General features: G+C 62.5%; 16 protein-coding genes. 11 read left to right on the top strand and 5 right to left on the bottom strand.

Annotated elements, in window-relative coordinates; translation table 11 throughout:
- The first annotated feature begins 45 nt into the window (after positions 1–45).
- Positions 46–2466 carry a DNA topoisomerase (ATP-hydrolyzing) subunit B gene (gene gyrB, locus T5B8_RS15785; RefSeq protein ID WP_353180274.1) on the top strand — a complete coding sequence of 807 codons (2421 nt, stop codon included), beginning with the start codon at positions 46–48 and terminating at the stop codon, positions 2464–2466.
- Between the two features lie 52 nt (positions 2467–2518).
- Here gyrB and gmhB read toward each other — a convergent pair whose 3' ends face one another.
- Genes gmhB through glyQ form a run of 3 tightly spaced genes read right to left on the bottom strand, consistent with a single transcriptional unit; the run spans position 2519 to position 6086 of the window.
- On the bottom strand, positions 2519–3079 hold the full coding sequence (gmhB, locus tag T5B8_RS15780; RefSeq protein WP_353180272.1) for a D-glycero-beta-D-manno-heptose 1,7-bisphosphate 7-phosphatase: 561 nt from the start codon (positions 3077–3079) through the stop codon (positions 2519–2521).
- Positions 3080–3114: 35 nt separating this feature from the next.
- Positions 3115–5193 carry a glycine--tRNA ligase subunit beta gene (gene glyS, locus T5B8_RS15775; RefSeq protein ID WP_353180271.1) on the bottom strand — a complete coding sequence of 693 codons (2079 nt, stop codon included), beginning with the start codon at positions 5191–5193 and terminating at the stop codon, positions 3115–3117.
- Positions 5190–6086, bottom strand: a complete 897-nt coding sequence (gene glyQ, locus T5B8_RS15770) for a glycine--tRNA ligase subunit alpha (RefSeq protein WP_353180269.1) — start codon at positions 6084–6086, stop codon at positions 5190–5192. The genes glyS and glyQ overlap by 4 nt, the downstream gene beginning before the upstream one ends.
- 259 nt (positions 6087–6345) lie before the next feature.
- On the opposite strand from glyQ, the gene glnA reads away from it, so the two are divergent.
- From glnA to T5B8_RS15730, 8 genes are all read left to right on the top strand, one after another.
- Positions 6346–7755, top strand: coding sequence for a glutamate--ammonia ligase (gene glnA / locus T5B8_RS15765; RefSeq protein WP_353180267.1), 1410 nt, complete (start codon positions 6346–6348; stop codon positions 7753–7755).
- Between the two features lie 129 nt (positions 7756–7884).
- Positions 7885–8562, top strand: coding sequence for a DUF4124 domain-containing protein (locus T5B8_RS15760; RefSeq protein WP_353180266.1), 678 nt, complete (start codon positions 7885–7887; stop codon positions 8560–8562).
- A gap of 383 nt (positions 8563–8945) precedes the next feature.
- The gene (gene glnL / locus T5B8_RS15755) at positions 8946–10022 is read left to right on the top strand and encodes a nitrogen regulation protein NR(II) (RefSeq protein ID WP_353180265.1); all 1077 of its coding nucleotides are present in this window, start codon (positions 8946–8948) and stop codon (positions 10020–10022) included.
- Between the two features lie 75 nt (positions 10023–10097).
- Positions 10098–11627 carry a nitrogen regulation protein NR(I) gene (gene glnG / locus T5B8_RS15750; RefSeq protein ID WP_353180264.1) on the top strand — a complete coding sequence of 510 codons (1530 nt, stop codon included), beginning with the start codon at positions 10098–10100 and terminating at the stop codon, positions 11625–11627.
- A 237-nt stretch (positions 11628–11864) separates the two neighbouring features.
- Positions 11865–12629, top strand: coding sequence for an NRDE family protein (locus tag T5B8_RS15745; RefSeq protein ID WP_353180262.1), 765 nt, complete (start codon positions 11865–11867; stop codon positions 12627–12629).
- A gap of 13 nt (positions 12630–12642) precedes the next feature.
- Positions 12643–14610 (top strand): S9 family peptidase, encoded by a 1968-nt coding sequence (locus T5B8_RS15740; protein ID WP_353180261.1) that lies wholly within the window; start codon positions 12643–12645, stop codon positions 14608–14610.
- A 208-nt stretch (positions 14611–14818) separates the two neighbouring features.
- On the top strand, positions 14819–16642 hold the full coding sequence (locus T5B8_RS15735) for an autotransporter assembly complex protein TamA (protein ID WP_353180260.1): 1824 nt from the start codon (positions 14819–14821) through the stop codon (positions 16640–16642).
- The gene (locus T5B8_RS15730; protein WP_353180258.1) at positions 16639–20532 is read left to right on the top strand and encodes a translocation/assembly module TamB domain-containing protein; all 3894 of its coding nucleotides are present in this window, start codon (positions 16639–16641) and stop codon (positions 20530–20532) included. Before T5B8_RS15735 ends, T5B8_RS15730 begins: the two co-directional genes overlap by 4 nt.
- 381 nt (positions 20533–20913) lie before the next feature.
- Here the strand turns inward: T5B8_RS15730 and T5B8_RS15725 are convergent, their stop codons facing one another.
- Positions 20914–21486, bottom strand: a complete 573-nt coding sequence (locus T5B8_RS15725) for a DedA family protein (RefSeq protein ID WP_353180256.1) — start codon at positions 21484–21486, stop codon at positions 20914–20916.
- Entirely contained in the window at positions 21483–22145 is a 663-nt protein-coding gene (locus tag T5B8_RS15720) for an alpha/beta hydrolase (protein WP_353180254.1), read from the bottom strand. Before T5B8_RS15720 ends, T5B8_RS15725 begins: the two co-directional genes overlap by 4 nt.
- A 168-nt stretch (positions 22146–22313) precedes the next feature.
- On the opposite strand from T5B8_RS15720, the gene T5B8_RS15715 reads away from it, so the two are divergent.
- Together T5B8_RS15715 and fghA are read left to right on the top strand one after the other, a co-directional pair.
- Positions 22314–23423: an S-(hydroxymethyl)glutathione dehydrogenase/class III alcohol dehydrogenase gene (locus tag T5B8_RS15715; RefSeq protein WP_353180252.1), complete on the top strand. Its 1110-nt coding sequence runs from the start codon at positions 22314–22316 to the stop codon at positions 23421–23423.
- Positions 23424–23521: 98 nt separating this feature from the next.
- Positions 23522–24376: an S-formylglutathione hydrolase gene (gene fghA / locus T5B8_RS15710; RefSeq protein ID WP_353180311.1), complete on the top strand. Its 855-nt coding sequence runs from the start codon at positions 23522–23524 to the stop codon at positions 24374–24376.
- The last annotated feature ends 106 nt before the right edge of the window (positions 24377–24482 follow it).

Below are 24482 nucleotides of genomic sequence, written 5' to 3'. Positions count from 1 at the left end.
TCCATAGGTTGACTCGCACCTCTACAGCCTACGACGCGGTGACTCATGGCGGAATCTAACGGCGATTACAATTCCAGCAGTATCAAGGTACTCAAGGGCCTTGAGGCAGTTCGTAAACGCCCTGGCATGTATATCGGTGATACCGACGACGGTACCGGTTTGCATCATATGGTCTTCGAGGTCGTAGACAATGCGATCGACGAAGCCCTGGCCGGTTATTGCAACGAAATTCAGGTCATCATCCATCGCGACCAGAGTATTACCGTCACCGATGATGGTCGCGGGATTCCGGTCGATATGCACGAGGGCGAGGGCAAGCCCGCGGCAGAAGTGATCATGACCGTGCTGCATGCCGGCGGGAAGTTCGATGCCAATTCGTACAAGGTGTCGGGCGGCCTGCATGGCGTGGGTGTGTCCGTGGTCAATGCCCTTTCCGATCGTCTCGAACTGGATATCCATCGCGATGGTCAGCGTTATCGCCAGACGTACTCCATGGGCGAGCCATTGGACGAGTTGACCGCAACGGAGAAAACCAACCGTACCGGCACCTCGATCCATTTCCATCCCAGTGCCGATGTATTCGCCAATATCGCGTACAGCTACGACATTCTTGCCAAGCGGCTCCGTGAGCTGTCGTTTCTGAACTCCGGCGTGCGTATTCGGCTGCGGGAAGAGGCCAGCGAGCGCGATGTCGTGTTCGAGTATGAAGGCGGTATTCGTGCCTTCGTCGAGAACTTGAACGAGAACAAGACACAGCTGCACGAAACCGTGTGCTATTTCACGGCCGAACGCGACGATATCGTCGTCGAGGTCGCCATGCAGTGGAACGACTCCTATCAGGAGAGCGTGTTCTGCTATACCAACAATATCCCGCAGCGCGATGGCGGTACCCATCTGGCGGGTTTTCGTGGCGCGCTTACGCGCACGCTGAATGGCTATATCGAATCCGAAGGCCTGGCCAAGAAGGAAAAGGTCGCGCCGGCGGGGGACGACGCGCGCGAAGGTCTCACGGCGGTTGTCTCGGTCAAGGTTCCGGACCCGAAATTCTCTTCCCAGACCAAGGAAAAGCTGGTCTCTTCCGAAGTGCGCGCCGTGGTCGAATCGACGGTCAATGAGCATCTGAGCGATTTTCTTCTTGAAAATCCGAAGGATGCCAAGGTCATCGCCAGCAAGGTGATCGAAGCCGCACGCGCCCGCGACGCGGCACGCCGTGCGCGCGACATGACCCGTCGCAAGGGCGCGCTGGATGTGGCCGGTCTGCCCGGTAAACTCGCCGACTGCCAGGAAAAGGATCCCTCGCGTTCCGAACTGTTCCTGGTGGAGGGCGACTCGGCCGGTGGCTCGGCCAAACAGGGGCGCGATCGTCACAATCAGGCCATCCTGCCGCTCAAGGGCAAGATTCTGAACGTCGAGAAAGCGCGCTTCGACAAGATGCTGTCGTCGGTCGAGGTCGGTACCTTGATCACCGCGTTGGGCTGCGGTATTGGTCGCGACGAGTTCGATCCGGCCAAGCTGCGTTATCACCGCATCATCATCATGACCGACGCCGACGTGGACGGCTCGCATATCCGAACGCTGCTGTTGACGTTCTTCTATCGGCAGATGTTCGAGTTGATCGAAGCGGGTTATGTCTATATCGCGCAGCCGCCGTTGTACAAGGTGAAAAGCGGCAAGCAGGAGTACTACGTCAAGGACGACAAGGAACTGGGCAACTATCTGCTGCGTCTGGCGCTGAGCAAGGCCGAGTTACGGGTCGAGGCCGACACGCCGCCGGTGTCCGACGATGCGCTGGCGAGCCTGGCGCATCGCTATATGGGCATGCTCGAGGATATCGACCGGCTGACCCGTCGCTTCGATCCGGCCACCCTCAAGGAAATGACCTATCTTCCCCCGGTCACCCCGGAAACCTTTTCCGACGCGAGTTATATGCAGGATTGGGCGGCCCAGCTACAGAGCCGCCTGGATGCGCGCAACGAAGCGCGTCATCGCTACGAAGTCCAGATCAAGCCCGCCGACGAACAACGCCCGTTGCACCTGCAGGTGACTCGTTATAGCCACGGCATTCCGCATACCTTTGTCTGGCACGAGGATTTCTTCACCGGTGAGGAATACCAGCGCATGGCGAAACTCGGTAACGAGTTGCTCGCGCTGATGGGCGACGGCGCACAGGTCAGCCGTGGCGAGCGTTCCGAGGCGGTCGAGACCTTCGAACAGGCGTATGAGTGGCTGTTGGCCGAGGCCAAGCGCGGTCAGCATGTACAGCGCTACAAGGGCCTGGGCGAGATGAACCCGGACCAGCTTTGGGAAACCACGATGGATCCGAACACGCGGCGCCTGATGCAGGTCAAGATCGACGACGCGGTTGGTGCCGATCAGATCTTTACCACGCTTATGGGCGATCACGTCGAACCACGGCGCGAATTCATCGAGCGCAATGCGCTGATGGTGTCCAATCTGGATATCTAGCTTTGGACAAGGCCGGGGCATCTCGGCCGCGGGCGAAGAAAAAGGCGGCTTGCTAGCCGCCTTTTTTATGTCGGCGGGCAGTGTCCCGGGCAATGATGGACTCGGCCGCGCTTGCCAGATCGTCGTAGACGGCCACTGTTTCCAGTGCGGGATCGGTCGGGTCGACCGGCTTGCCGGTCCGTACCAACATCGGTGTCGCACCCGCGGCACGTGCGGCCTCGATATCGGACGCGCTGTCGCCCACCAAGGGCGTGTCGGTCAGCGAGCGGCCAAAGCGCTTGCCGATATCGTCGAGCAGGCCGGTCGCCGGCTTGCGGCAGTGGCAGTTGTCGTCGGGTCCGTGGGGACAGAAGAAGATGCCGTCCAGATGGGTGCCGATATCGGCCAGCATTCGGGTCATCTTGTCGTGGATGGCAAACAGCGTGTCGTAATCGAACAGGCCTCGGGCCAACCCGGACTGGTTGCTTGCCACCACGACCCGAAAACCCGCGTTCTTGAGCTTGAGGATAGCCTCAAGGCTGCCGGGGATCGGGCGCCACTCGGCCGGCGACTTGATGTAGTCGTCGCTGTCCTCGTTGATGACGCCGTCGCGATCGAGAATGATGAGTTTCATGCTGCCCAGCCGGACCGTGTGTCGGGTCTTTCAGTCTAATCGCTGTGTTCGAGCGATAGGCAGGAAATATCCGCGACCTGCCGGCAGAGCCGATCCAGCGCGCCCAGCAAGGCAAGCCGGTTACGGCGTAGCGTCTCGTCCTCGGCCATGACCATGACCTGGTCGAAAAAGCCGTCCAGCGGCCGAGCCAGCGCGGATAGCGCACGCAACGCCCCGGCCGGATCGTTCGCGGCCATCGCCTCGGCGACCGCTTCGCGTTGTGTGCGGTAGGCTTCGGCGAGCTCGCGTTCGGCCGACTCCTGGAGAGTGTTGCTGTCGAAGCGACGGTCGTCGGCTTCATCGGCGTTGCGGCGCAGAATGTTACGAATACGCTTGTGCGCGCCGCATACGATCTGCGCGTCGGCATCGCGGCCGAAGTCATCAACCGCGCGGATACGCCGATCAAAATCCACCAGATCGGTCAGGCCAAGATCGGCCACAGCGTCGAAGCGATCGCCGGCGATGCCCTGCTCGGCGTAGTAACCGCGCAAACGTTCCATGTGGAACATCCATAAGGCATCGAGCGTATCGGGGTCGGCATCGACCGGCTGGTTGGCCAGCGCCGCCCCCAGTTCTGCGCGCAGATCGAGAACGAGGCCGGCCTCGATGACCGTACGCAGCACGCCAAGGGCGGCACGACGCAGGCCGAATGGGTCCTTGTCGCCACTCGGGCGCCGACCGATGGCGAAAATGCCGCTAAGCGTGTCGAGTCGGTCGGCCAGGGCGAGTGCGCGCCCAGCAGGCGTCGCGGCGATATCTGCGCCGGCACGCGCGGGCGCATACTGTTCGGCAATCGCATCCGCCACGGCAGCGGGCTCGCCGTCTTCGCGGGCGTAGTAATAGCCCATCAGGCCCTGCAGATCGGGGAACTCGCCCACCATCTCGGTGAGCAGATCCGTCTTCGCCAGAACCGCTGCACGTTCGATGATGTCTGATTTCGCACCCGTGGGTTCGACCAGACGCTTGCCGAGTGCTGCAATACGCGCGCTCTTGTCGGCCAGCGAACCCAGCGACTGCTGAAAGGTTACTCGGGCCAGCCCGTCGACATGATGCGCCAGGCCCTGGCCACGGTCCTGATCCCAGAAGAACAGCGCATCGGACAGGCGCGGGCGGACTACGCGTTCGTTACCCGCGATTACCTGGGCCACATCGCGGCTTTCGATATTCGCGACGGTAATAAAACCGGCCAGCAGTTCGTGCGCGTCGTTCTCGATCGGGAAATAGCGTTGGTGTTCCTGCAACGTCGAAATCAAGACCTCGCGCGGCAGCACCAGAAAGCGCTCGTCGAAGCGACCGGCAATACCCACCGGCCATTCCGCCAGCGCGGTCACTTCTTCGACCAGTGCATCGTCGATCAACGCGTGCCCGCCAAAGTCGGCCGCGACCTGTTCGACCTGTTCGACGATGCGCTGCTTGCGCGCATCCGGGTCGACCACGACCTGGGCTTTATATAGTGCCTGGGCATAGTCGTCGGCCTGGGTCAGCTCGACCGGCCCCGGGTGGTGAAAACGATGGCCGTACGTCTGACGACCGGCACCGTGTCCGAACACCTGCAGCGGCAGGATATCCGCGCCGTGCAGCGCCGTGACCCAGTGCACAGGGCGTACGAATGCGGCCTCGCTGTTGCCCCAGCGCATGAGCTTGGGAATGGGCAGGCGTTTGAGCGCCTGGTCGACCGCAGGCTGCACGAGCGTCGCGATCGGCTGGCCCGGTTCGGTGGCTCGGTAGACCAGTCGCTCGCCCTTGTCGCTATCCTGGGTTTCCAGCGCGTCCACCGTGGTGCCCAGCGAGCGGGCAAAACCCTCGGCTGCCTTGGTCGGCTTACCGGCGTCGTCGTAGGCGATGGCCAGCGTTGGCCCCGCCTTTTCGACTGCACTGGGTTCGGTGGCTGCGGCGACATCGGCAATCGCGACCGCCAGGCGTCGCGGCGTGGCAAAACGCGTGCTCGCGCCAAGCGCGAGTCCGGCTTGCGACAGGGCATCGGTGACACCCTGCGCAAACGCATCGGCGAGGCTGCGCATCGCCTTGGGCGGCAGTTCTTCGACGCCGATTTCGATGAGTAGCGTAGCGGTCATGCAGCCTCGTCGTCGTTCTTGAGCAGCGGAAAACCAAGCGCCTCGCGCGCGGCGTAATAGGCCTGGGCACAGGCGCGGGCAAGTGTGCGTACACGCAGGATGTAACCCTGGCGCTCGGTCACCGATATGGCGTGACGTGCGTCCAGCAGGTTGAAGGTGTGCGAGCACTCGAGCATGCGTTCGTAGGCCGGCAGGGCTAGTTCGGCAGCGACCAGGCGCTGGCACTCGGCCTCAAGGGCATCGAAATGCGTGAACAGCGCGGCGACATCGGCCTGTTCGAAGTTGTAGCGCGACTGTTCGACTTCGTTCTGGTGAAACACATCGCCGTAATAGAGCGTGCCGGCTGCCGAGTCCGACCAGACCAGATCGTAGACGCTCTCCACGTTCTGGATATACATGGCGATACGCTCCAGCCCGTAGGTGATCTCGCCCGATACCGGCCGACAATCCAGACCGCCGGCCTGCTGGAAATAGGTGAACTGGGTGATCTCCATGCCGTTGAGCCAGATTTCCCAGCCCAGCCCCCAGGCGCCAAGTGTCGGCGACTCCCAGTTGTCTTCCACGAAGCGTACGTCGTGAATCGACATATCCAGGCCGAGCGCTTCCAGCGACTGCAGATAGAGCGACTGGATATTGTCCGGTGACGGCTTGAGCAGTACCTGAAACTGATAGTAATGCTGCAGGCGGTTCGGGTTGTCGCCGTAGCGGCCGTCGGTCGGCCGGCGCGAGGGCTGTACGTAGGCCGCGCGCCACGGCTCCGGGCCGATCGCGCGTAAAAACGTCGCCGGATGGAAGGTGCCGGCACCGACGGGCATATCCAAGGGCTGCACGATGGCGCACCCCTGCTCGGCCCAGAACTGCTGCAGCCTAAAGATGAGCTGTTGGAAATCCATGCAAACTGTCCTGTGTTCGAGCGCGGAGTATAACGAAACAGGCCAGCCACCGGGTCTTGCGCGCCACCGCCCAATCAAAGTGCATAGATCTTCAATTGCACTATTTGAGTGCGGTATACGTCCTGTTTTAGTGCGCTGAGCGCCGCAGTGACCCGAAAACAGGCAAAGATGACGTGGCACGGATTCTGCCTTTATAGTGGCTATCCTCGTTGCTCTGCACCAGACAGTTCAACCGGGTTCTACATACAAGGAGTCATCAATGGCGAGTAGCGAAGCGCTCAAGCTGATCAAGGAAACCGAGGCGAAGTTCGTTGACTTCCGCTTCTGCGATACGCGCGGTAAGGAACAGCACGTCACCATGCCGGCGCATGTGGTCGACGAAGAGTTCATGGAAGAAGGCAAGATGTTCGACGGCTCGTCGATCGACGGCTGGAAGGGCATCAACGAGTCCGACATGGTGCTCATGCCTGATGACAGCACCGCCGTGCTGGATCCGTTCTTCGAAGAACCCACGGTCATCATCCGCTGCGACGTACTCGAACCCAACACCATGATGGGTTACGAGCGCGATCCGCGTACCGTCGCCAAGCGTGCCGAGGCCTATCTGGCTTCGACCGGTATCGCGGATACCGCCTACTTTGGCCCGGAAGCCGAATTCTTCGTGTTCGATTCGGTCACCTGGCAGAACGAAATGAAGGGCGCCGGTTTCGCCATCGACTCCGAAGAAGGCTACTGGAACAGCGCCAAGCAGTATCCGGAAGGCAACATGGGTCATCGCCCCGGCATCAAGGGCGGTTATTTCCCGGTTCCCCCGGTGGACAGTCATCAGGACATGCGCTCGGCCATGTGTCTGGCCATGGAAGAAATGGGCCTGACCGTGGAAGTGCATCACCACGAAGTGGGCACCGCGGGTCAGGGCGAGATCGGCATGCTGTTCAATACGCTGGTCAAGAAAGCCGACGAGACGCTGATCTACAAGTACTGCGTGCACAACGTGGCCCACAGCTTCGGCCGCACGGCGACGTTCATGCCCAAGCCGCTGGTCGGCGACAACGGCTCCGGCATGCATGTGCATCAGTCGCTGTCCAAGGATGGCAAGAACATCTTCTCGGGTGAAGAATACGGCGGCCTGTCCGAGGAAGCGCTGTACTACATCGGCGGCATCATCAAGCACGCCAAGGCGATCAACGCCTTTGCCAATGCCTCGACCAACAGCTACAAGCGTCTGGTCAAAGGCTTTGAAGCGCCGGTACTGCTGGCTTATTCGGCCCGTAACCGTTCGGCTTCGATCCGTATTCCGTGGGTCTCCAGCCCGAAGGCACGTCGTATCGAAGTGCGTTTCCCGGATCCGACCGCCAACCCCTATCTCGCCTTCGCGGTGATGATGATGGCCGGTCTCGACGGCATCCAGAACAAGATCCATCCGGGCGAAGCCATGGACAAGGATCTCTACGACCTGCCGCCGGAAGAGGAAAAAGCGATCCCGACCGTCGCCCAGTCGCTGGAAGAAGCGCTGCAGGCGCTCTCCGACGACCGCGACTTCCTCAAGAAGGGCGACGTGTTCACCGACGACCTGATCGACGGTTATATCGAACTCAAGATGGAAGAAGTGCTGCGCATGAAGATGAGCACGCATCCGGCCGAGTTCGACATGTACTACTCCTGCTAAGGCAGGACCCCCGCTTCAGGGGAGGCCGGGGCTTGCGTGCATAGCCGCGCGACGCCTCTGGCCGGCAGGGCGCGTCCGTTTATCGGATGCGCCCTTTTTTATGGCCGCGCTTCGCGCTAGATTGAACCCATGAAAATCTTTCTTACGCCGTTATTGTTCCTGTTTGCCGCCGTGGGTAGTGCACAGGCCGATGTCTATACCTGGGTGGATGCTCAGGGCGTGCGCCATTACAGCGACAGTGCGGCAGGAACCGGTGCCAAACGCGCCAACCTGCCCGGCTTGCAGTCAGTCGATGGTAATCCCGATGCGCTCCAGCAGCTTCAGGCCGCTTCGGATCGAGCACGCGCGAAGAAACAGACCGCAGGCTCGCGCATGCCCGAGCTGATCAGCCCCGAGCCGGAACAGACCTTTCGCGATGCGCGCGGTATCGTGCCGGTGTCGGTAAGCATCAGCGGCACGGGTGAGCTGCGCGATGGCGAGCAGATCACCTACTATCTTGATGGTAGCCCGATCCCGCAGTCGCCCACCGATGCGACCCAGCTCGAGCTTGGCAACGTCCCGCGTGGCATGCATACGCTCAGCGCCGCCTTGCTCTATCAGGGCACCGAAATCCGGCGTACCGACCCGGTGACCTTCTACATGAAACCGCCCTCGGCGATTTCACCGGTCAACAATAATCAGAACACGGATGGCGATGCCGGCGAGCCCTCCGGCACCACAACGGCCGCGCCATCGGCCGGCAATGTCGGCGGCGCGCCCGGCACGCCCAAGCTCAACGCCACCCCGAGCGCCCCGCCACCGAGCTGAAGTGGCCCGCACGGGCGAGTATGGGGGCAAGCGCCTCTCGATTAGGTACAAAGTTCAGCATGACGCGTGCGCATCAGAGTCCCTGTGCTTCGCACCGTCTGTCTTTCGCGTTATTCGCGTGTTTTGACGTTCATGTGTGCCCAAGCTGCCTGCTTGAGAAGAGCCAACTGAGTTTCATACATACGCAAGCGTGGCCTTGCCGAACGTACGGCTGAAAGCGGCATAGCCGCACGAGTGAAGACCGTGCATGGCCCGTCGGTCGGCGGCGATAAAAGTCACGACCCGTTTTACCGCGTTGTGCACTATGCTGGTGCATAGACGTCGCCGGGTCTGTGCGTGTACGCGCGCCCGGCACTGGCCCGAGTCTTGCTTTTAGCTGCCTCATGAGTTCACGCGACAGTATCGGCGTTCGCCCCGACACCATTCTCGACAACCTCAAAACCGCGGTGGTGTGTCTGGATTCGCGCCTGCGGGTGACGTATCTGAATACGGCCAGCGAAATGCTGTTTGGTGTGTCGGCACGTCATTGCGGCAGCGAGCCGTTCGATCGGGCGCTGCCCTATCTGGCCGACCATCGTGAAAAACTCGAATCGGCCCTGATGGAAGGCGCGGCGTTCACCGAGCGCGAACTGTATCTGCGCGCCGGCGGCGGCGATCCGCTGACCGTCGACTGCACGGTGACCCCGTTTACCGACCGCAACGGCGCGGCGGCCCTGCTGCTGGAGTTTCTCTCGCTCGATCGTCAGTTGCGTATTTCGCGCGACGATCAGATGCGGGTTCAGAATCTGGCCAACCGCGAAATGATTCGCGGCCTCGCCCACGAGATCAAGAACCCGCTCGGCGGTTTGCGCGGGGCAGCCCAGCTGCTCGAGCGCGAAATCGACGACGAGGAGCTCAAGGAATTCACCACGGTCATCATCCGTGAAGCCGATCGGCTGCAGAACCTCGTCGATGGTCTGCTCGGCCCGCGGCGACCACCCAACAAGCAGCCGCTCAATATCCACGAGCCGCTCGAGCATGTGCGGGCATTGATCAATTCCGATCTGCCGCCGGATATTACCCTCAAGCGCGATTTCGACCCCAGCATTCCCGAAATCAAGGCCGATCGCGAGCAGCTCATTCAGACGTTTTTCAATCTGGTCGGCAATGCGGTCACCGCGCTCGAAGGCAGCGGCGACATCGTACTGCGTACACGCACCCAGCGTCTGTTCACCATCGGCGGCACCCAGCATCGGCTGGTCGTGCGCGTGGATGTCATCGACAACGGCCCGGGTATTGCCCGCGAGCTATTGCCGCGCATTTTTCATCCGATGGTCAGTTCGCGTGCCGAAGGTACCGGCATGGGATTGCCGATCGCGCAATATCTCATTCATCTGCATCACGGGCTCATCGAATGCGAAAGCCGCCCGGGTCAGACCGTATTCAGCGTAATCCTGCCCCTGGAGGCCAGTGATGACTAGGCGAGTTTTCCTGTGCATGCGACCGCCTGCCGTGTATGCGGCAGCGCCCATTACGGCCACCCCGGCGAGCCTGCGATGAGTATTGCCAACACCGGCACACTGACGGCCTGGATCGTCGACGACGATGAATCCATTCGCTGGGTGCTCGAACGCGCCCTCAAGAGTGCCGATATCGATGTACGCAGTTTTCCCGGCGGCGCGGAACTGCTCGATGCCATCGAGGAAAACACCCCCGACGTATTGCTCACGGATATCCGTATGCCGGGTATTTCCGGCCTGGATCTGCTCGATCGTGTCCGCGCGATCAAGCCCGATCTGCCGATCATCATCATGACCGCGCATTCCGATCTGGACAGCGCGGTATCGGCCTATCGCGGCGGTGCGTTCGAATACCTGCCCAAGCCGTTCGATCTGGATGAAGCCGTCGAGCTGGTCACGCGCGCGGCGCGCCTGGCCCGTGAAGACGAACCCGAAAGCGAAGCCGCCAAACCGCAGGCTTCGATCATCATTGGCGAAGCGCCGGCGATGCAGGAGGTGTTTCGTGCGATCGGGCGCCTGTCGGCATCGAATATCACGGTGCTGATCACCGGCGAATCGGGCACCGGCAAGGAACTGGTCGCCCATGCCCTGCACGAGCACAGTCCGCGCGCGAGTCGGCCCTTCATCGCCGTGAATACGGCCGCGATCCCGAAGGATCTGATGGAGTCCGAGTTCTTCGGGCACGAGAAAGGCGCGTTCACCGGCGCGGCCGCGCAGCGGCGCGGGCGTTTCGAACAGGCCCACGGCGGTACGCTGTTTCTCGACGAAATCGGCGATATGCCGGCCGATCTGCAAACGCGCTTGTTGCGCGTACTCCAGGACGGCCAGTTCTACCGCGTGGGTGGGCACACGCCGGTGTCGGTGGATGTGCGCATTATCGCCGCCACCAACCAGGAACTGGAAAAAGAGGTGCGCAAGGGCCGTTTCCGTGAGGATCTGTTTCACCGGCTCAATGTCATCCGTCTGCGTGTGCCGCCGCTGCGCGAACGCCGTGAGGATATTCCGCTATTGCTGGAATTCTTTCTCGGCCGTGCTGCGCGCGAACTCAATATGGAGCTCAAGACCCTGAGCAAGCAGGCCAGCCAGTTTTTGAGCGCGCTCGACTGGGCCGGCAATGTGCGCCAGCTGGAAAACCTGTGCCGCTGGCTCACGGTGATGGCGCCGGGGCGTGAAGTGGTACTCGAGGACCTGCCCCAGGAATTACGCGACGGCAGCGCCATGCCAGCCGCCGGCGCAGCCACGCCAATGGTGAGCCCCGCGACGGCCGCCGAGCCCGAGCCGGCCATGCCATCGACGGATACGCCACCGGCCACGGCCAGCGTCGAGGCCCTAGCGACGGCCACCGGCTGGGACGATCAGCTTGCTCAGTGGGCCGAAGCCCGTCTGGCCGAGGGCGCCGACCATCTGCTCGATGAAGCCATCCCCAGCCTCGAACGGGTGATGATTCGCGCAGCATTGGCGCGCACCGATGGTCATCGCCAGGAAGCCGCACGGCTGCTCGGCTGGGGGCGCAATACCCTCACCCGCAAGATCAAGGAGCTGGGCATGGAGTCCGAAACGGCCTGATCGCGGGCGCTGACCGCGCGACCGCGCTGGCGGCGCGCGGGTTTCACGTGAATCGTGGCCGGTACTGCGATCCATCTCCGGTCCGTAGCACTTTGCGGCTCAGCCATCACTGTTAAGCTCGACGACCGCCAAACACCCTGCGCTCAAGGTCATGTCGAAGCTTAAAACCATGCAGGAACGCCCGCCGGTCGGCTATCGCGCGTCTACCTGTCGGCGCGCCGCATCGGAATGCATGCGATGTGTCTGATCGCCTTTGCCTGGCAAGCCCATGCCGAATTCGATCTGATCGTCGCCGCCAACCGCGATGAGTTTCATGCCCGGCCGACCGAGCCCGCGCACTGGTGGCAACCACCGGCCGACGTATTCGGCGGGCGCGACCTGCAGGCCGGTGGGGCCTGGTGCGCGGCCGATCGCCAGGGACGGTTTGCCGCGGTGACCAATGTGCGCGAGCCCACGCGTGAAGGCCCGGCCCGCTCGCGTGGTTTGCTGGTACGCGATTATTTCGCCGCTCGGCGCGATGCCGGCGAATGGGCGGCGCGCGTGCATGAAACCGGCGCCGAATACGGGCCGTTCAATCTGTTGGTTGGCGATCGCGAACAGCTTTGGTTCGTCTCCAACCGTGGGCCGGTGCGCAAGTTGTCACTACGCCCCGGCGTGCATGCCATCTCCAACGGCAGCTGGGGCGATCACTGGCCCAAGACCGAAGCCGCGCAAGCCCGGCTGCGTACGCGTATCGAAGCCGGCGATCTTCAGGTCGAGTCGTTGTTCACCCTGCTGGCCGATACCGATACGGCGCCGCGTGATGCCCTGCCGGATACCGGCATCGACACGGAGCGTGAACATTTTCTCTCCCCGCTTTTCATTCGCAGCGGACACTACGGCACGCGTGCATCGACTGTGATCAAACGCGGCTACGACGGCGCGGTGGCCTTCCACGAACGCGGTTTCGATGCCGATGCGCAGCCGACGCATACGATCGACGAACACTGGCGCAGCTTTTGAGAATCTTGTAGTCATGACCCAATCACAACCATCCGGTGAACGCGACATACGACCCTACGGCAGCTGGCCATCGGCGATTACCGCCGATGATGTCGCCGCCGCCGGGCGCAAGCTCAGCGATGTCTGTATCGATCGCGCCCGTGCAACGCCCGGGCTGTACTGGATTGAAAGCCGCCCGGAAGAAGCCGGGCGCAATACGATCATGGCGCTGGATGCCCAGGGCGCGGCCGTCTCGCTGCTCGACGCGCCGCTGAGCGCGCGTAGCGCGGTACACGAATACGGCGGCGCGGCGTTTACCGTGCATGACGGCATACTCTGGTTCGTCAACGCGGCCGATCAGGTCATTTATCGTCGCGCTGTCGATGGCACGATCACGCCGGTCAGTGCGCCGGATGACGCCGCGCGTTTTGCCGATCTGCAATACGATCCGCACCATGCCCGGCTGTTCGTGGTGGCCGAAACACCGCGCGCCGATGCCGAGCCGAAGGCCACCATCGAAACCATCGCCGCCGACGGCACCCGCCAGGTCGTTGCCGAGGGCCACGATTTCTATGCCAGCCCGCGGCTGGCCCCGGATGGCAAGCGACTGGTCTGGCTTGCCTGGAATCATCCCGATATGCCCTGGGATGCCAGCGAACTCTGGCAGGCCGACATCGCGGCCGATGGCTGTTTCGGCTCTCCCCACCGTCTGTGGGCGCCGGCCGATGCGTCGTTGTTCGGCCCACGGTTCGATCGCCGCGGGCGGCTGCATATCGTCTGCGACGAAAACGAATGGTGGAATATCTATCGTGAACGTCGCGATACGACCGGCTTCGAAGCACTGACCCACGAACGCGCCGAATTCGGTGTGCCGCAATGGGTGTTCGGCCAGAGTACCTATGCCTTTACCGACGATGGCCGGCTAATCGCGCTCGCCAGCGCGGCGGGCGTCTGGCGTATCGGCGAAGTCGATCAAGACAGTGGTGAGTTCAGGCCCTGGCCGCTGGCCTGGGATTTCTACGAACAGATCCAGGCGCTGGGTGATGACATCGTGGTGGTGGCCGCCGATGCCCGCACGCCCAAGCAGCTCGTGGCGATCGATCGCGAGGGCGTGTCGCGGGTCTTGCGTGCGACCGACGGCCTGCCTGCCGATGCGGCGCTTGCCATGCCGGAGCCGGTGAGCTGGCCCACTGCCGATGGCGATAACGCGCACGGGCTCTACTATGCGCCCACCAGCCATAGCTGCCGGGCGCCCGCCAACGAGCGCCCGCCGCTGATTCTCAAATGCCACGGCGGGCCGACCGGGGCGACCAGCACGGCACTGGATGCCCGGATTCAGTACTGGACCTCGCGCGGCTATGCGGTACTCGATGTGAACTATCGCGGCAGTACCGGCTACGGGCGCAGCTATCGCCAGAAACTCACCGGGGCCTGGGGCGTGGCCGATGTCGCCGACTGCGAATACGGGGCCCGGTATCTGGCCGAACGCGGGCTGGTCGACGGCCAGCGTGTACTCATATCCGGCAGCAGCGCAGGGGGTTATACCGTGCTGTGCGTACTCACGTTCACCGATATCGCGGCCGCCGGCGCGAGCTATTACGGCATCGGCGATCTGCGCCGGTTAATGGCCTCGACGCACAAGTTCGAGTCGCGCTATCTGCACCGGCTCATCGGCGCCGACGATGCGCTGCGCACCCAGCGCTCGCCGCTGGCCCATGCCGAGCAGCTGCGTTGTCCGGTGCTGTTCCTGCAGGGGCTCAAGGACAAGGTGGTGCCGCCCGATCAGGCCGAAACCATGGCTGCGGCATTGCGCGATCGCGGCGTGCCGGTGGCCTATGTCGTGTTTGCCGAAGAGCGCCACGGTTTTCGCGATGCGGCCAACATCCGCACCGCGATCGAATCCGAGCGGGCGTTTTATACGCGCGTACTCGGTATCGCCGGCGTTGACAACTGTATGCAGCTGGCGATCGACAATTTCGAAGCCGCGCCCCCGGCCGATTAACAACCCGGCATCGCGAGTTGCGTCGGCGACGTACTAGGACGAACGCATGGGCCGTGATGTTGTTGGCGTGGCCCATCAGGCGTTTGCGGTAACCTAGTTGGCAAGGGCTACAGGGTTCGGCAGGGCAAGCGTGGGCAATGGCCCTGCTGGGACAAGCGAATTTTCGGGTGGGTATTCGAGTATCGTGATCGGGCGCTATCGCAGAGTCTTGAAACGGCGGCATCTGCCGCTGGTGTTGGTGATCGCGCTCGCCGGTGTGCTCGTACGCCCGGCCGCGGCCGACACGGTCAATATCCGTATCGACGGCATCGACGAGCCGTTGCTTGCCAACGTACGCAATTCGTTGTCGGTGGCCGCCGAGCACGAAGCGCCCTGGTCGGCCGGCAAGATTCGCCGCCTGTATCGGCTGGCGCCCAACGAGATCAAGAGCGCGCTTGCGCCGTACGGGTATTACAACCCGAGCATCAAGCAGACGCTCAAGGAGCCGGCGCACGACAGCGATACCTGGCAGGTGCGTTTTCGTATCGACCACGGGCCGCAGACAACCGTAACCGCGCTCAATCTGGCCGTACGCGGGCCGGGTGACGAACTGCCTGAAATCCGCGAAGCGTTGCGCGCGACCAACCTGGCCACGGGCAAGCGCCTGATCCATTCGCAGTACACCGCGACCAAGAATGCGCTGTATACCGCGGCCTACGATGCGGGTTATCTCGATGCGCGTTTCAGCCAGTCGGCGATTCGGGTACGTCCGGATGACAATACCGCCGCGATCGATCTGGTACTCGATACCGGCGAGCGCTACTACTTTGGCGATGTGACCTTCGATCAGGACGTGCTCAACGACAACTTCGTGCAACGTTTTGTGCCGTTCAAGGCAGGCGAGCCGTTCAATGCCGATCGGTTGGTGGATCTGCAGCTGATCCTCTCGGATACCGATTATTTCAACAAGATCGCGATTCAGGCCCAGCGCGGCGAGGCCGAACGCCAGGCCCCCATCGAAGACTGGCTGTTCGATATTCTCTACCCGCCGGACGACCCGTTGATCAGTATTGGTCGCCTGGAGGTACCGGTTATGGTCAACGCCGAGGCCAGCAAACCCCAGAGCTACGAAATCTCCGGTGGCTACGGGACCGATACCGGCCCGCGGGTGGGTTTCGGCGTGAAGTTCCGGCATCTGAACAAGCGCGGGCATCAGTTTCGTAGCGACCTGCGCCTGTCGGCGGTGCAGCAGGCGCTGCAAGCCTCCTACGATATTCCCATCGCCAATGTCGCCAGCGACAAGCTCAGCTTTACCGCCAATGTCTCCAACGAGGATTTCGGCGATATCACCTCGATCAACTACGGTATCGGCGCGGTACGCGATACCGCCTGGTCGCTCGGGCGCAAGCGGGCCTATATCAATCTCGAGCGCGAAACCTACGATCTGGGCGACGACGTGGGCGACCGGACCGCCACGCTGCTGTATCCGGGCTATACCATTACGTTGCAGAAAGCCGATGACCTGCTCAATACGCGCAAGGGCGTGAGTGCATCGCTGGATGTACATGGCGGCAGCGAATCGCTGGCCTCGAGTGTGGATTTTTTCCAGGCCAAGGTCAGCGGCAATGCGGTACTGCCGCTGACCGCGAAATCACGGCTGTTGCTGCGTAGCCAGTTCGGTGCGATCGAAGTCGACGATTTCGAGGAACTGCCGCCCTCGCAGCGGTTTTTTACCGGCGGCGATCGGACCGTGCGTGGCTACGGCTATCAGCAGATCAGCCCGGAAAACGCCGATGGCGACAATATCGGCGGGCGCTATCTGGTGGTGGGCAGCATCGAAGCCGATTACAAGGTCTACAAGGACTACGGCATCGCGGCCTTCTTCGACGCCGGTGACGTGGCCAATACCACGAGCTTCGATCTCAAGCGCGGCGTGGGCATCGGCTTTCGCTGGGCTTCGCCGGTCGGCCAGATTCGGCTCGATCTGGCGCATCCGCTGGACGATCCGGACAGCGATTTTCGTATCCACTTCAGTCTTGGCCCCGATCTGTGAGCGAACGCGACGACGCCCCCAACGCCCAGCCTGAACACAATCGGGCACCGACGGCGCCAGACAAACCGGCCCCCAAAAAACGTTCGCGCGCCTGGCGTATCGTCAAATGGACGCTGCTCGTGTTGTTGGTGGTGGTACTCGTGCTGGTGGGCCTGATCGCCTGGGTCGCGACCACGCGCAGCGGTCTGGACTTCGCCTGGGGCCAGATCGGCCCGCGCCTGCCCGAGGGTATTGAAGTCGCCAGCGTCGAAGGCCGGTTGATCGGCCCGCTGGAAGTACGCGGGGTGAACGTCGAAACCGAGACCATGAAGCTCTCGGTCGATGCTGTCGATCTCGACTGGGTGGCCAGCGAACTGTTCTCGGCCACCGTGCATGTACGCAATCTGGGCGTGCGCGGCGTGGATTACGAAGTCACGAAAGTGGTGGACACGCCCGAGCCCGAACAGCCATCCGAGCCTTTCAGCCTGCCGGATGCGATCGATCTGCCGGTGACGGTGCAAATCGATAACGTTGCCCTCGACAATATTTCGGCGATCACCGCCCCCGAGGCCGAGGCGTTCGTGGTCGATACTGCGCGCCTGAAAAACGCGCGTCTCGACGATGAATACTGGCGTATCGAATCGTTGACCGGCCACGGGCCGATGTTCGATGTCGATGCCCAGGCCCAGCTTGACCCGCGTGGCGGTTATGCCACCAATCTATCGCTCAATGCAGACCTGCGCCTGCCCGATCTGGCTCCGATTAGCGCCGATGCCGAGATCGAGGGCGATCTGGCCGATCTCGGCCTGCGTGCACGCGTAGCCGCGCCCTATAACCTTGCCGTCGATGGCCAGGTCACCGATGCGCTGGACAAGCCCGCCGTCGATGCGACGCTCAAGCTCGACAATACGCGCCTGCAGGCGATCCGCGCGGATCTGCCCGCGGCCGGCTTCACGGCGACGATCGGCGCCAAGGGGCCGATCGATGCGCTGGCGGTCGCTATCGATGTCGATGCGGATAGCGCCGAGTATGGGCGCGCGGCGCTGGCGGGCGCGTTGCGCTATACCGGCGATACGGTCGTTGTCGAACGACTGAACCTGTCCAGCCCGGACATGCCCGGCACGCTCGACGCCAAGGGCCAGGTGGCGTTGGCCCAAGGCAATGCCATGGATCTGTCGGTCGACTGGGCCGATCTGCAATGGCCACTGTCCGGCACGCCGGCCTACCGTTCGCAAAACGGCACGGTGCGCCTGACCGGCCAGATCAGCGACTATCAACTGGCCACGAATCTCGCCTGGCAGGTGGTGGGCCAGACCGCCGGCAAGCTCAGCCTCGACGGCCACGGCAGTATGCAGGCCTTCGAGCTGGCCAAGTTCGCTATTACCGGCGGGCCCGGCGATATCAAGGGCAATGCCGCGATTCGCTGGGCGCCGGCGCTGGATGTAACGGCGCATCTGGACGGCGAACATATCAATCCGGGCGCGGTTGTCGCCGACGTACCGGGCGATTTCAATCTCGTGGCCGATATCCGCGCCAAACAGGACGGCGAGCGGGTCATCGCGAATATCGATACCCTCACCGCCCGCGGCAGGCTGCGTGGCCAACCGCTACGTCTGGATGCCAAGGCCGAGTATCTGGGCGATCACGTCTTGGTGGATCGTTTCGATCTGGTCTCCGGGGCGACCGACGCCAAGATCAGTGGCCGCTTCGGCTGGACGCCCGATGCTGCGCTCGACGGGCGCTGGACGATCGATTCCAGCGACCTGTCCACGGCCTGGCCGACGCTGGCCGGCCGCTTGAAAAGCCGCGGCACGGTCAAGGGTCGGGTGGCTGCGCCCGATGTCGATGCCACGCTCACTGCGCGCAATATCGCCTTCGACGACAATCGCGTTGCCCGTGCCGATCTGAATGCGAAGGTCGACTGGTCGGGCAACAGCCGTTCCAATGTGGTGCTCGATATCGCCGGTGTGAACGCTGCCGGCCAGACGATCGATAGCGTGGCGCTGCGCATGAACGGCACGCCCAAAGCGCATTCGATCAGCGCGAACGTGGATTCCGAAATCGCCACCGCCGACATCGGCCTAGACGGCGCGCTCGACAAGAACAACATGGACTGGCGTTATTCGCTCAAGCAGCTCAAGGCCGCCTACGGTGAACTCGCCCCCTGGACGTTGACCACCACCGCACGTGGTTCGGTTTCGGCGCGCCGCCAGTCGATCGACAATGCCTGTCTCGCCTCGGGCGAGGCGCGCGTATGTCTGCGCGGTCAACACGACGCCAAAGCCAGTGTCGCGCATGTCGAACTGTCGGATTTTGCCTACGACTATGCGCGCATCTATTTCCCCGAGGGCCTGGATATCGACGGCACGGTATCCGGCACCATCGATGCGCGATTGCCGACCGGCGGTGATCCGGATGTGGATGCGCGTCTGAATACCAGTGCCGGCAGCGTGTCGATGACCCAGGCCGACGAAAGCGTGGTGCGGATCGTGGATATGCAGCCGGGCACGATTACCCTGCGCATGCAGCGTTCGGCCCTGGACGGGGCCATCGATCTGCCGCTCGGGCGCACCGGCGCGATCAAGGCCGATGTTGCGGTCGCCCCGGGCGCGGCGCCACTGACCGAGCGTGCGCTCAGCGGTTCGCTGAACCTGGATATTCAACGTCTGGCGATGATCGAGAAACTCTCGCCGGAAGTCGACGAGTTCGACGGCACGATCGCCGGCCAGCTCGATCTGGGCGGCACGATCGCGCGCCCGACCGTGCGCGGTGATATTGCCTTGAATGCGTCACGGTTGGTGCTGGTCACACCCGGGTTGGTGCTCACCGATGTGCGTCTGGCGGCGACTGGGCGCGGCGATGCCATCGATATCGATGCGAGCGCGAAATCTGGAGGCGGTACGCTATCCGCCAATGGTGCGATCGCCCTCAACGACGACGGCCAGGATGTGGATCTGGCGATTCGCGGCGAGCGTTTTCAGGTCGTCAATATTCCCGATGCCACGGCCTATGTCAGCCCGGATCTGCAGGTGGCGGTTACCCCCACACGGGTCGATGTGCGCGGGCGTGTCAATGTGCCCCAGGCCGCAATCACGCCGCGCGATCTGCCGGCGTCGGGGGTGACCACGGTGTCCGGCGATCAGGTGATCGTGACCGACGACGAATCCACCCCGGCTGCCGAGGCGATCAGCCGGGCCATTCATGCCGATGTGCAGGTCGTGCTGGGCGACAAGGTGCGTATCGAAGGTTTCGGGTTGAAAGCCAATCTCACCGGCGATCTGCGCGTGGTTCAGCAGCCCGGCGATGTCACCACCGGCACCGGCGAGATTCAGATCGTCGATGGTGCCTATCGGGCGTATGGTCAGAACCTGGATATCCAGGAAGGCCGGATTCTGTTTGCCGGCGGGCCGGTCAGCGAGCCGGGGCTGGATATCCGTGCGGCACGTTACCCGGCCGAAGACATCACGGTCGGCGTGCAAGTGCGCGGCAATATCGACAAACCGCAGCTGACGCTGTTTTCCGAACCGGCCATGAGCCAGTCCGAACAATTGTCGTGGCTGCTGCTCGGCCGGCCGCTCAACGGCGCAAACAGCCAGCAGTCCAGCCTGGTCGCACGCGCGGCGCTCGCGTTGGGTAACAATCGCGCCAATCAGACGCTGGAAAACGTGGGCGATCGACTGGGCCTGGATGAAATCGGTATCGGCGCAGGCGCCGGTGAGTCCAGCGACAATGCCGCCTTTACCGTCGGTAAGTATCTGTCGCCCAAGCTATATGTTAGCTACGGCATCGGTCTGTTCAACCCGGTATCGACGCTGTCGCTGCGCTATACGCTCAGTTCTCGCTGGCGCCTGGAAACCGAGTCCAGCAGTGTGGCAACCGGTGGCGATCTGATCTACTCGATCGACCGCTAAGCGCGATCTATCTCGAAACTGCCGCGAAGAGCAGTGCGGCTTCGATGCGCTGATGTATCGGCTTGAGCTGGGGGCTATGTTTCTCGAAGAAGTATCCGCAGATTCCACAGATTCACGCAGATGAAAAACTGGGGCGCGCTGCGGGCACTCGCCGAGGCGTGGGCAGCAAGCGAACCCGACACATCCAATAACTTGTCTTGATCTGCGCTGATGTGTGTCGATCTGCGGACAAAATGGTGGCCGCGTAACACTATCCTAATAGCGCTTTAATCTGTGTAAATCTGTGGTTAACCGTCTTTTAAAGAACGCGCCACCCGGGCGTTCGAGGCCACCGTAGCGGTTCGCGCAGATGATGGATCGGCCGAAGCGCTACGGGGATCGTCAGCGCTGGGCGGTGGTGTGGCGGCGCATCCAGTAGATGGCAATACCCAGCCCGGCCGCCACGAGCACGGCGGCGACCAGAATCTGTTCTGCGTCGTGAATATGGGCCAGGGCATGTTCGATCGCGCCGGCCAGATGCACACCGATGAACGTAACGGTGCCCACCCACAGCACGGTGCCGATGCTGGCCAGCACGAAGAAGCGTACCGGCGAAACGCCCAGCGAGCCGAGCAGGAACGGGGTGACGTAGCGCAACCCGTAGAGAAACCGAAAACCGATCATCACCGGCGCTCCGTAGCGCTCGAGCAGGCGTTCGATACGGGCGATCTTGGGCTGCCAGCCAGGGCGTCGCTCCAGGGCCGGGCGGCCCATGCGCCGGCCGATATGAAAGCACAGATTATCGCCAATGATGGTGGCGATCGCGGCCGCGATCATGACGCTTTCCAGCGAAAACCAGCCGCGGTGTGCGCCGAACACGCCGAGAAGAATTGCGGTTTCGCCTTCGAACAGGCAGCCGATGGCGACCGCGAACGCGCCGAAATCGGCGATCAGCCCCTGTAGCGTTTCGATCATCGCAGCAAACGCTCGCCCAACCAGCGGCCGATGGTCGCGATCTCGGGCATGCACACCTGATGCTGCATGGGGTATTCGTGCCAGGCCACGTCGTAACCGGCATCCAGCAGGTGATCACGGCTGGCCTGGCCGAGCTGGACCGGCACCACGGGATCCTGACTGCCGTGGGCCATCAGGATGGGTGTTTGCCGGTTCGCTTGGCTGGCCTCGTTCGCCAGCGTCTCGGCCAGCGGCAGATAGGTCGACAGGCCCATGATGCCGGCCAGGCGCTCGGCATGGCGCACGCCGGTATGCAGCGCGATCGCCCCGCCCTGGGAAAAGCCTGCGATCACGATCGACTCGGCCGCGATGCCCCGTTCGGCTTCGCGCGCGATCAATTGTTCGATTTCGCTGGCGCTGTCGCGAATGCCTTCGGCGTCCTGCTTGTCGGCGATCGCCATACCCTTGATGTCGTACCAGGCACGCATGGCCATGCCGTTGTTGATGGTCACCGGCCGGGTCTTGGCATTGGGAAACACGAACCGAATACCGTGGTCCGCGCCCAGGCCGAGCTCGTCGACGATGGGTACGAAGTCGTTACCGTCGGCGCCGAGCCCGTGCAGCCAGATCACGCTGGCGCGGGCGCTGGTTTTGGGTTCGATCTCGATACAGTCGAGCATGCTTGATCGCGAAGATGAGCAAACGAGAAGGCGAAGTCTGGCCAGCCACGGCCGTGGGCGCAAGCAATTCTTCGCTTGCGTACGCGCAGGAGCAATGCGCTAGACTCCCAGATCTGTGTTTTATACAAGGATGAGTCCGACGGATTCATCTCATAGCGAGGAGATGCCATGAAAAGTCGTGCCGCCGTGGCCTGGGAAGCAGGCAAGCCGCTGACACTCGAGGAAATTGAAGTCGCGCCGCCGAAAGCCGGCGAAGTACTGGTGCGGATCGTGGCGACCGGGGTCTGCCATACCGACGCATTCACCCTCTCGGGCGCCGACCCGGAAGGGTTCTTTCCGCGCATTCTCGGCCATGAAGGCGGGGGTGTGGTCGAGGAAGTCGGCGAAGGCGTGACCAGCGTATCGCCGGGCGATCACGTGATCCCGCTGTATACCGCCGAATGCGGCGAGTGCAAGTTCTGTAAATCCGGCAAGACCAATCTCTGTGGCGCGGTCCGCGAAACCCAGGGCCAGGGCCTGATGCCGGATGGCACCACCCGGTTTTCCAAGGACGGCACCGAGCTCTATCACTATATGGGGACGTCGACGTTCTCCGAATATACGGTCGTGCCGGAAGTGTCGCTGGCCAAGGTCAACAAGGAAGCGCCGCTGGACAAGGTCTGTCTGCTCGGCTGTGGCGTGACCACTGGTATCGGTGCGGTATTCAATACCGCCAAGGTGGAAGAAGGGTCGACCGTGGCCGTATTCGGTCTTGGTGCGATCGGCCTGTCGGTGATTCAGGGCGCGCGCATGGCCAATGCCAGCCGTATCATCGCCATCGATATCAACCCGTCGAAGTTCGATTTCGCCAAGCAGCTGGGCGCGACCGAGTGCGTGAACCCGAAGGACTATGACGATCCGATCCAGCAGGTGATCATCGAACTCACCGATGGCGGCGTGGATTATTCCTTCGAGTGCATCGGTAACGTCAACATCATGCGCGCAGCGCTGGAATGTGCCCACAAGGGCTGGGGCGAATCCACCATCATTGGCGTCGCCGGCGCGGGCGAAGAGATTTCTACCCGTCCGTTCCAGCTGGTGACCGGCCGTGTGTGGCGCGGGTCCGCCTTCGGTGGCGTCAAGGGCCGCACCCAGCTGCCGGATTACGTCAACCGCTACATGAACGGCGAGATCAATATCGACGACTTCGTCACCCACGATCTGCCGTTCGAGAAGATCAACGAAGCATTCGACCTGTTGCATGAAGGCAAGGCCATTCGTTCGGTGCTGCACTTCTAGATTCGGTGCATGAAACGGCGTCGCCGTGGTGTCGCACATGACATCACGGCGATGTCGTGCACACTGGAACGACTGTCTCGATTTGCGCGGAGCCCATGATGGAAAAGATTGACGAACACCGATCGTTCGGCGGCGTACAACGTCGCTATACCCACGCCTCGAAGGTCTGCAATTGCGATATGACCTTTGCGCTGTATCTGCCGCCGCTGGCCGATACCCGTCGCGTGCCGGTGGTCTACTGGCTGTCGGGGCTGACCTGTACCGATGAAAACTTCGTCACCAAGGCCGGCGCCCAGCGCGTGGCCGCAGAGCTGGGCATTGCCATCGTGGCACCCGACACCAGCCCCCGTGGCGAGGATGTGCCCGACGAGGACAGCTACGACATGGGCAAGGGCGCCGGCTTCTATGTGAATGCCACCGAGCAGCCCTGGGCACGGCACTATCAGATGTACGACTACGTGGTCAGCGAGTTGCCCGGTCTGCTTGCCGACGAGTTCGGCACCACACTGGACCTGTCGCGCGAGGCAATCTGCGGCCATTCCATGGGCGGCCACGGCGCCTTGGTGATCGGTTTGCGCAATATCGACCGATTCGCTGCCATCTCGGCGTTCTCGCCGATCTGTGCGCCCAGTGAGGTGCCCTGGGGCCACAAGGCGTTTTCGAAATATATCGGCGACGACAAGCAGGACTGGCATGCCTACGATGCCACCTACCTGCTGGCCAATGCCGACAACCCCGAAGCGCTGCCGCCGATTCGTATCGAGCAGGGCCTGGCCGACAATTTCCTCGAAGAACAGCTGCACCCGCATCGTATCGAGCAGGCCGCAGACGAGGTGGGCGCCGATGTCACGGTGCATCGCCGCGAAGGCTACGACCACAGCTATTTCTTCATCGCCAGCTTCATCGAAGATCATCTGCGGTTTTTGGCCGAGCATATGGGCGCGTCGAACTAGTAAAGCGCAGGGTCTATTCCCCCGGTCACGGGGGCGTGGCGGCGGTGTCGTACGAAAGGCTGGTAGCGTTGGCCGGGCTCGTATGAAACGTCAACAGGCCCTAGAC

The sequence above is a fragment of the Salinisphaera sp. T5B8 genome (assembly GCF_040361255.1).
GTDB lineage: Bacteria > Pseudomonadota > Gammaproteobacteria > Nevskiales > Salinisphaeraceae > Salinisphaera.
This window is presented reverse-complemented; position numbering and strand designations above follow the sequence as displayed.

Excerpts from the sequence above, each read along its gene's own strand:
- gmhB (WP_353180272.1), bottom strand. The coding sequence starts at position 3,079 with ATGAAACTCATCATTCTCGATCGCGACGGCGTCATCAACGAGGACAGC.
- glnG (WP_353180264.1), top strand. The coding sequence starts at position 10,098 with ATGAGTATTGCCAACACCGGCACACTGACGGCCTGGATCGTCGACGAC.
- T5B8_RS15715 (WP_353180252.1), top strand. The coding sequence starts at position 22,314 with ATGAAAAGTCGTGCCGCCGTGGCCTGGGAAGCAGGCAAGCCGCTGACA.
- T5B8_RS15725 (WP_353180256.1), bottom strand. The coding sequence starts at position 21,486 with ATGATCGAAACGCTACAGGGGCTGATCGCCGATTTCGGCGCGTTCGCG.
- glnL (WP_353180265.1), top strand. The coding sequence starts at position 8,946 with ATGAGTTCACGCGACAGTATCGGCGTTCGCCCCGACACCATTCTCGAC.
- glyS (WP_353180271.1), bottom strand. The coding sequence starts at position 5,193 with ATGACCGCTACGCTACTCATCGAAATCGGCGTCGAAGAACTGCCGCCC.
- T5B8_RS15760 (WP_353180266.1), top strand. The coding sequence starts at position 7,885 with ATGAAAATCTTTCTTACGCCGTTATTGTTCCTGTTTGCCGCCGTGGGT.
- T5B8_RS15745 (WP_353180262.1), top strand. The coding sequence starts at position 11,865 with ATGTGTCTGATCGCCTTTGCCTGGCAAGCCCATGCCGAATTCGATCTG.
- glnA (WP_353180267.1), top strand. The coding sequence starts at position 6,346 with ATGGCGAGTAGCGAAGCGCTCAAGCTGATCAAGGAAACCGAGGCGAAG.
- T5B8_RS15720 (WP_353180254.1), bottom strand. The coding sequence starts at position 22,145 with ATGCTCGACTGTATCGAGATCGAACCCAAAACCAGCGCCCGCGCCAGC.
- T5B8_RS15740 (WP_353180261.1), top strand. The coding sequence starts at position 12,643 with ATGACCCAATCACAACCATCCGGTGAACGCGACATACGACCCTACGGC.
- glyQ (WP_353180269.1), bottom strand. The coding sequence starts at position 6,086 with ATGGATTTCCAACAGCTCATCTTTAGGCTGCAGCAGTTCTGGGCCGAG.
- gyrB (WP_353180274.1), top strand. The coding sequence starts at position 46 with ATGGCGGAATCTAACGGCGATTACAATTCCAGCAGTATCAAGGTACTC.
- fghA (WP_353180311.1), top strand. The coding sequence starts at position 23,522 with ATGGAAAAGATTGACGAACACCGATCGTTCGGCGGCGTACAACGTCGC.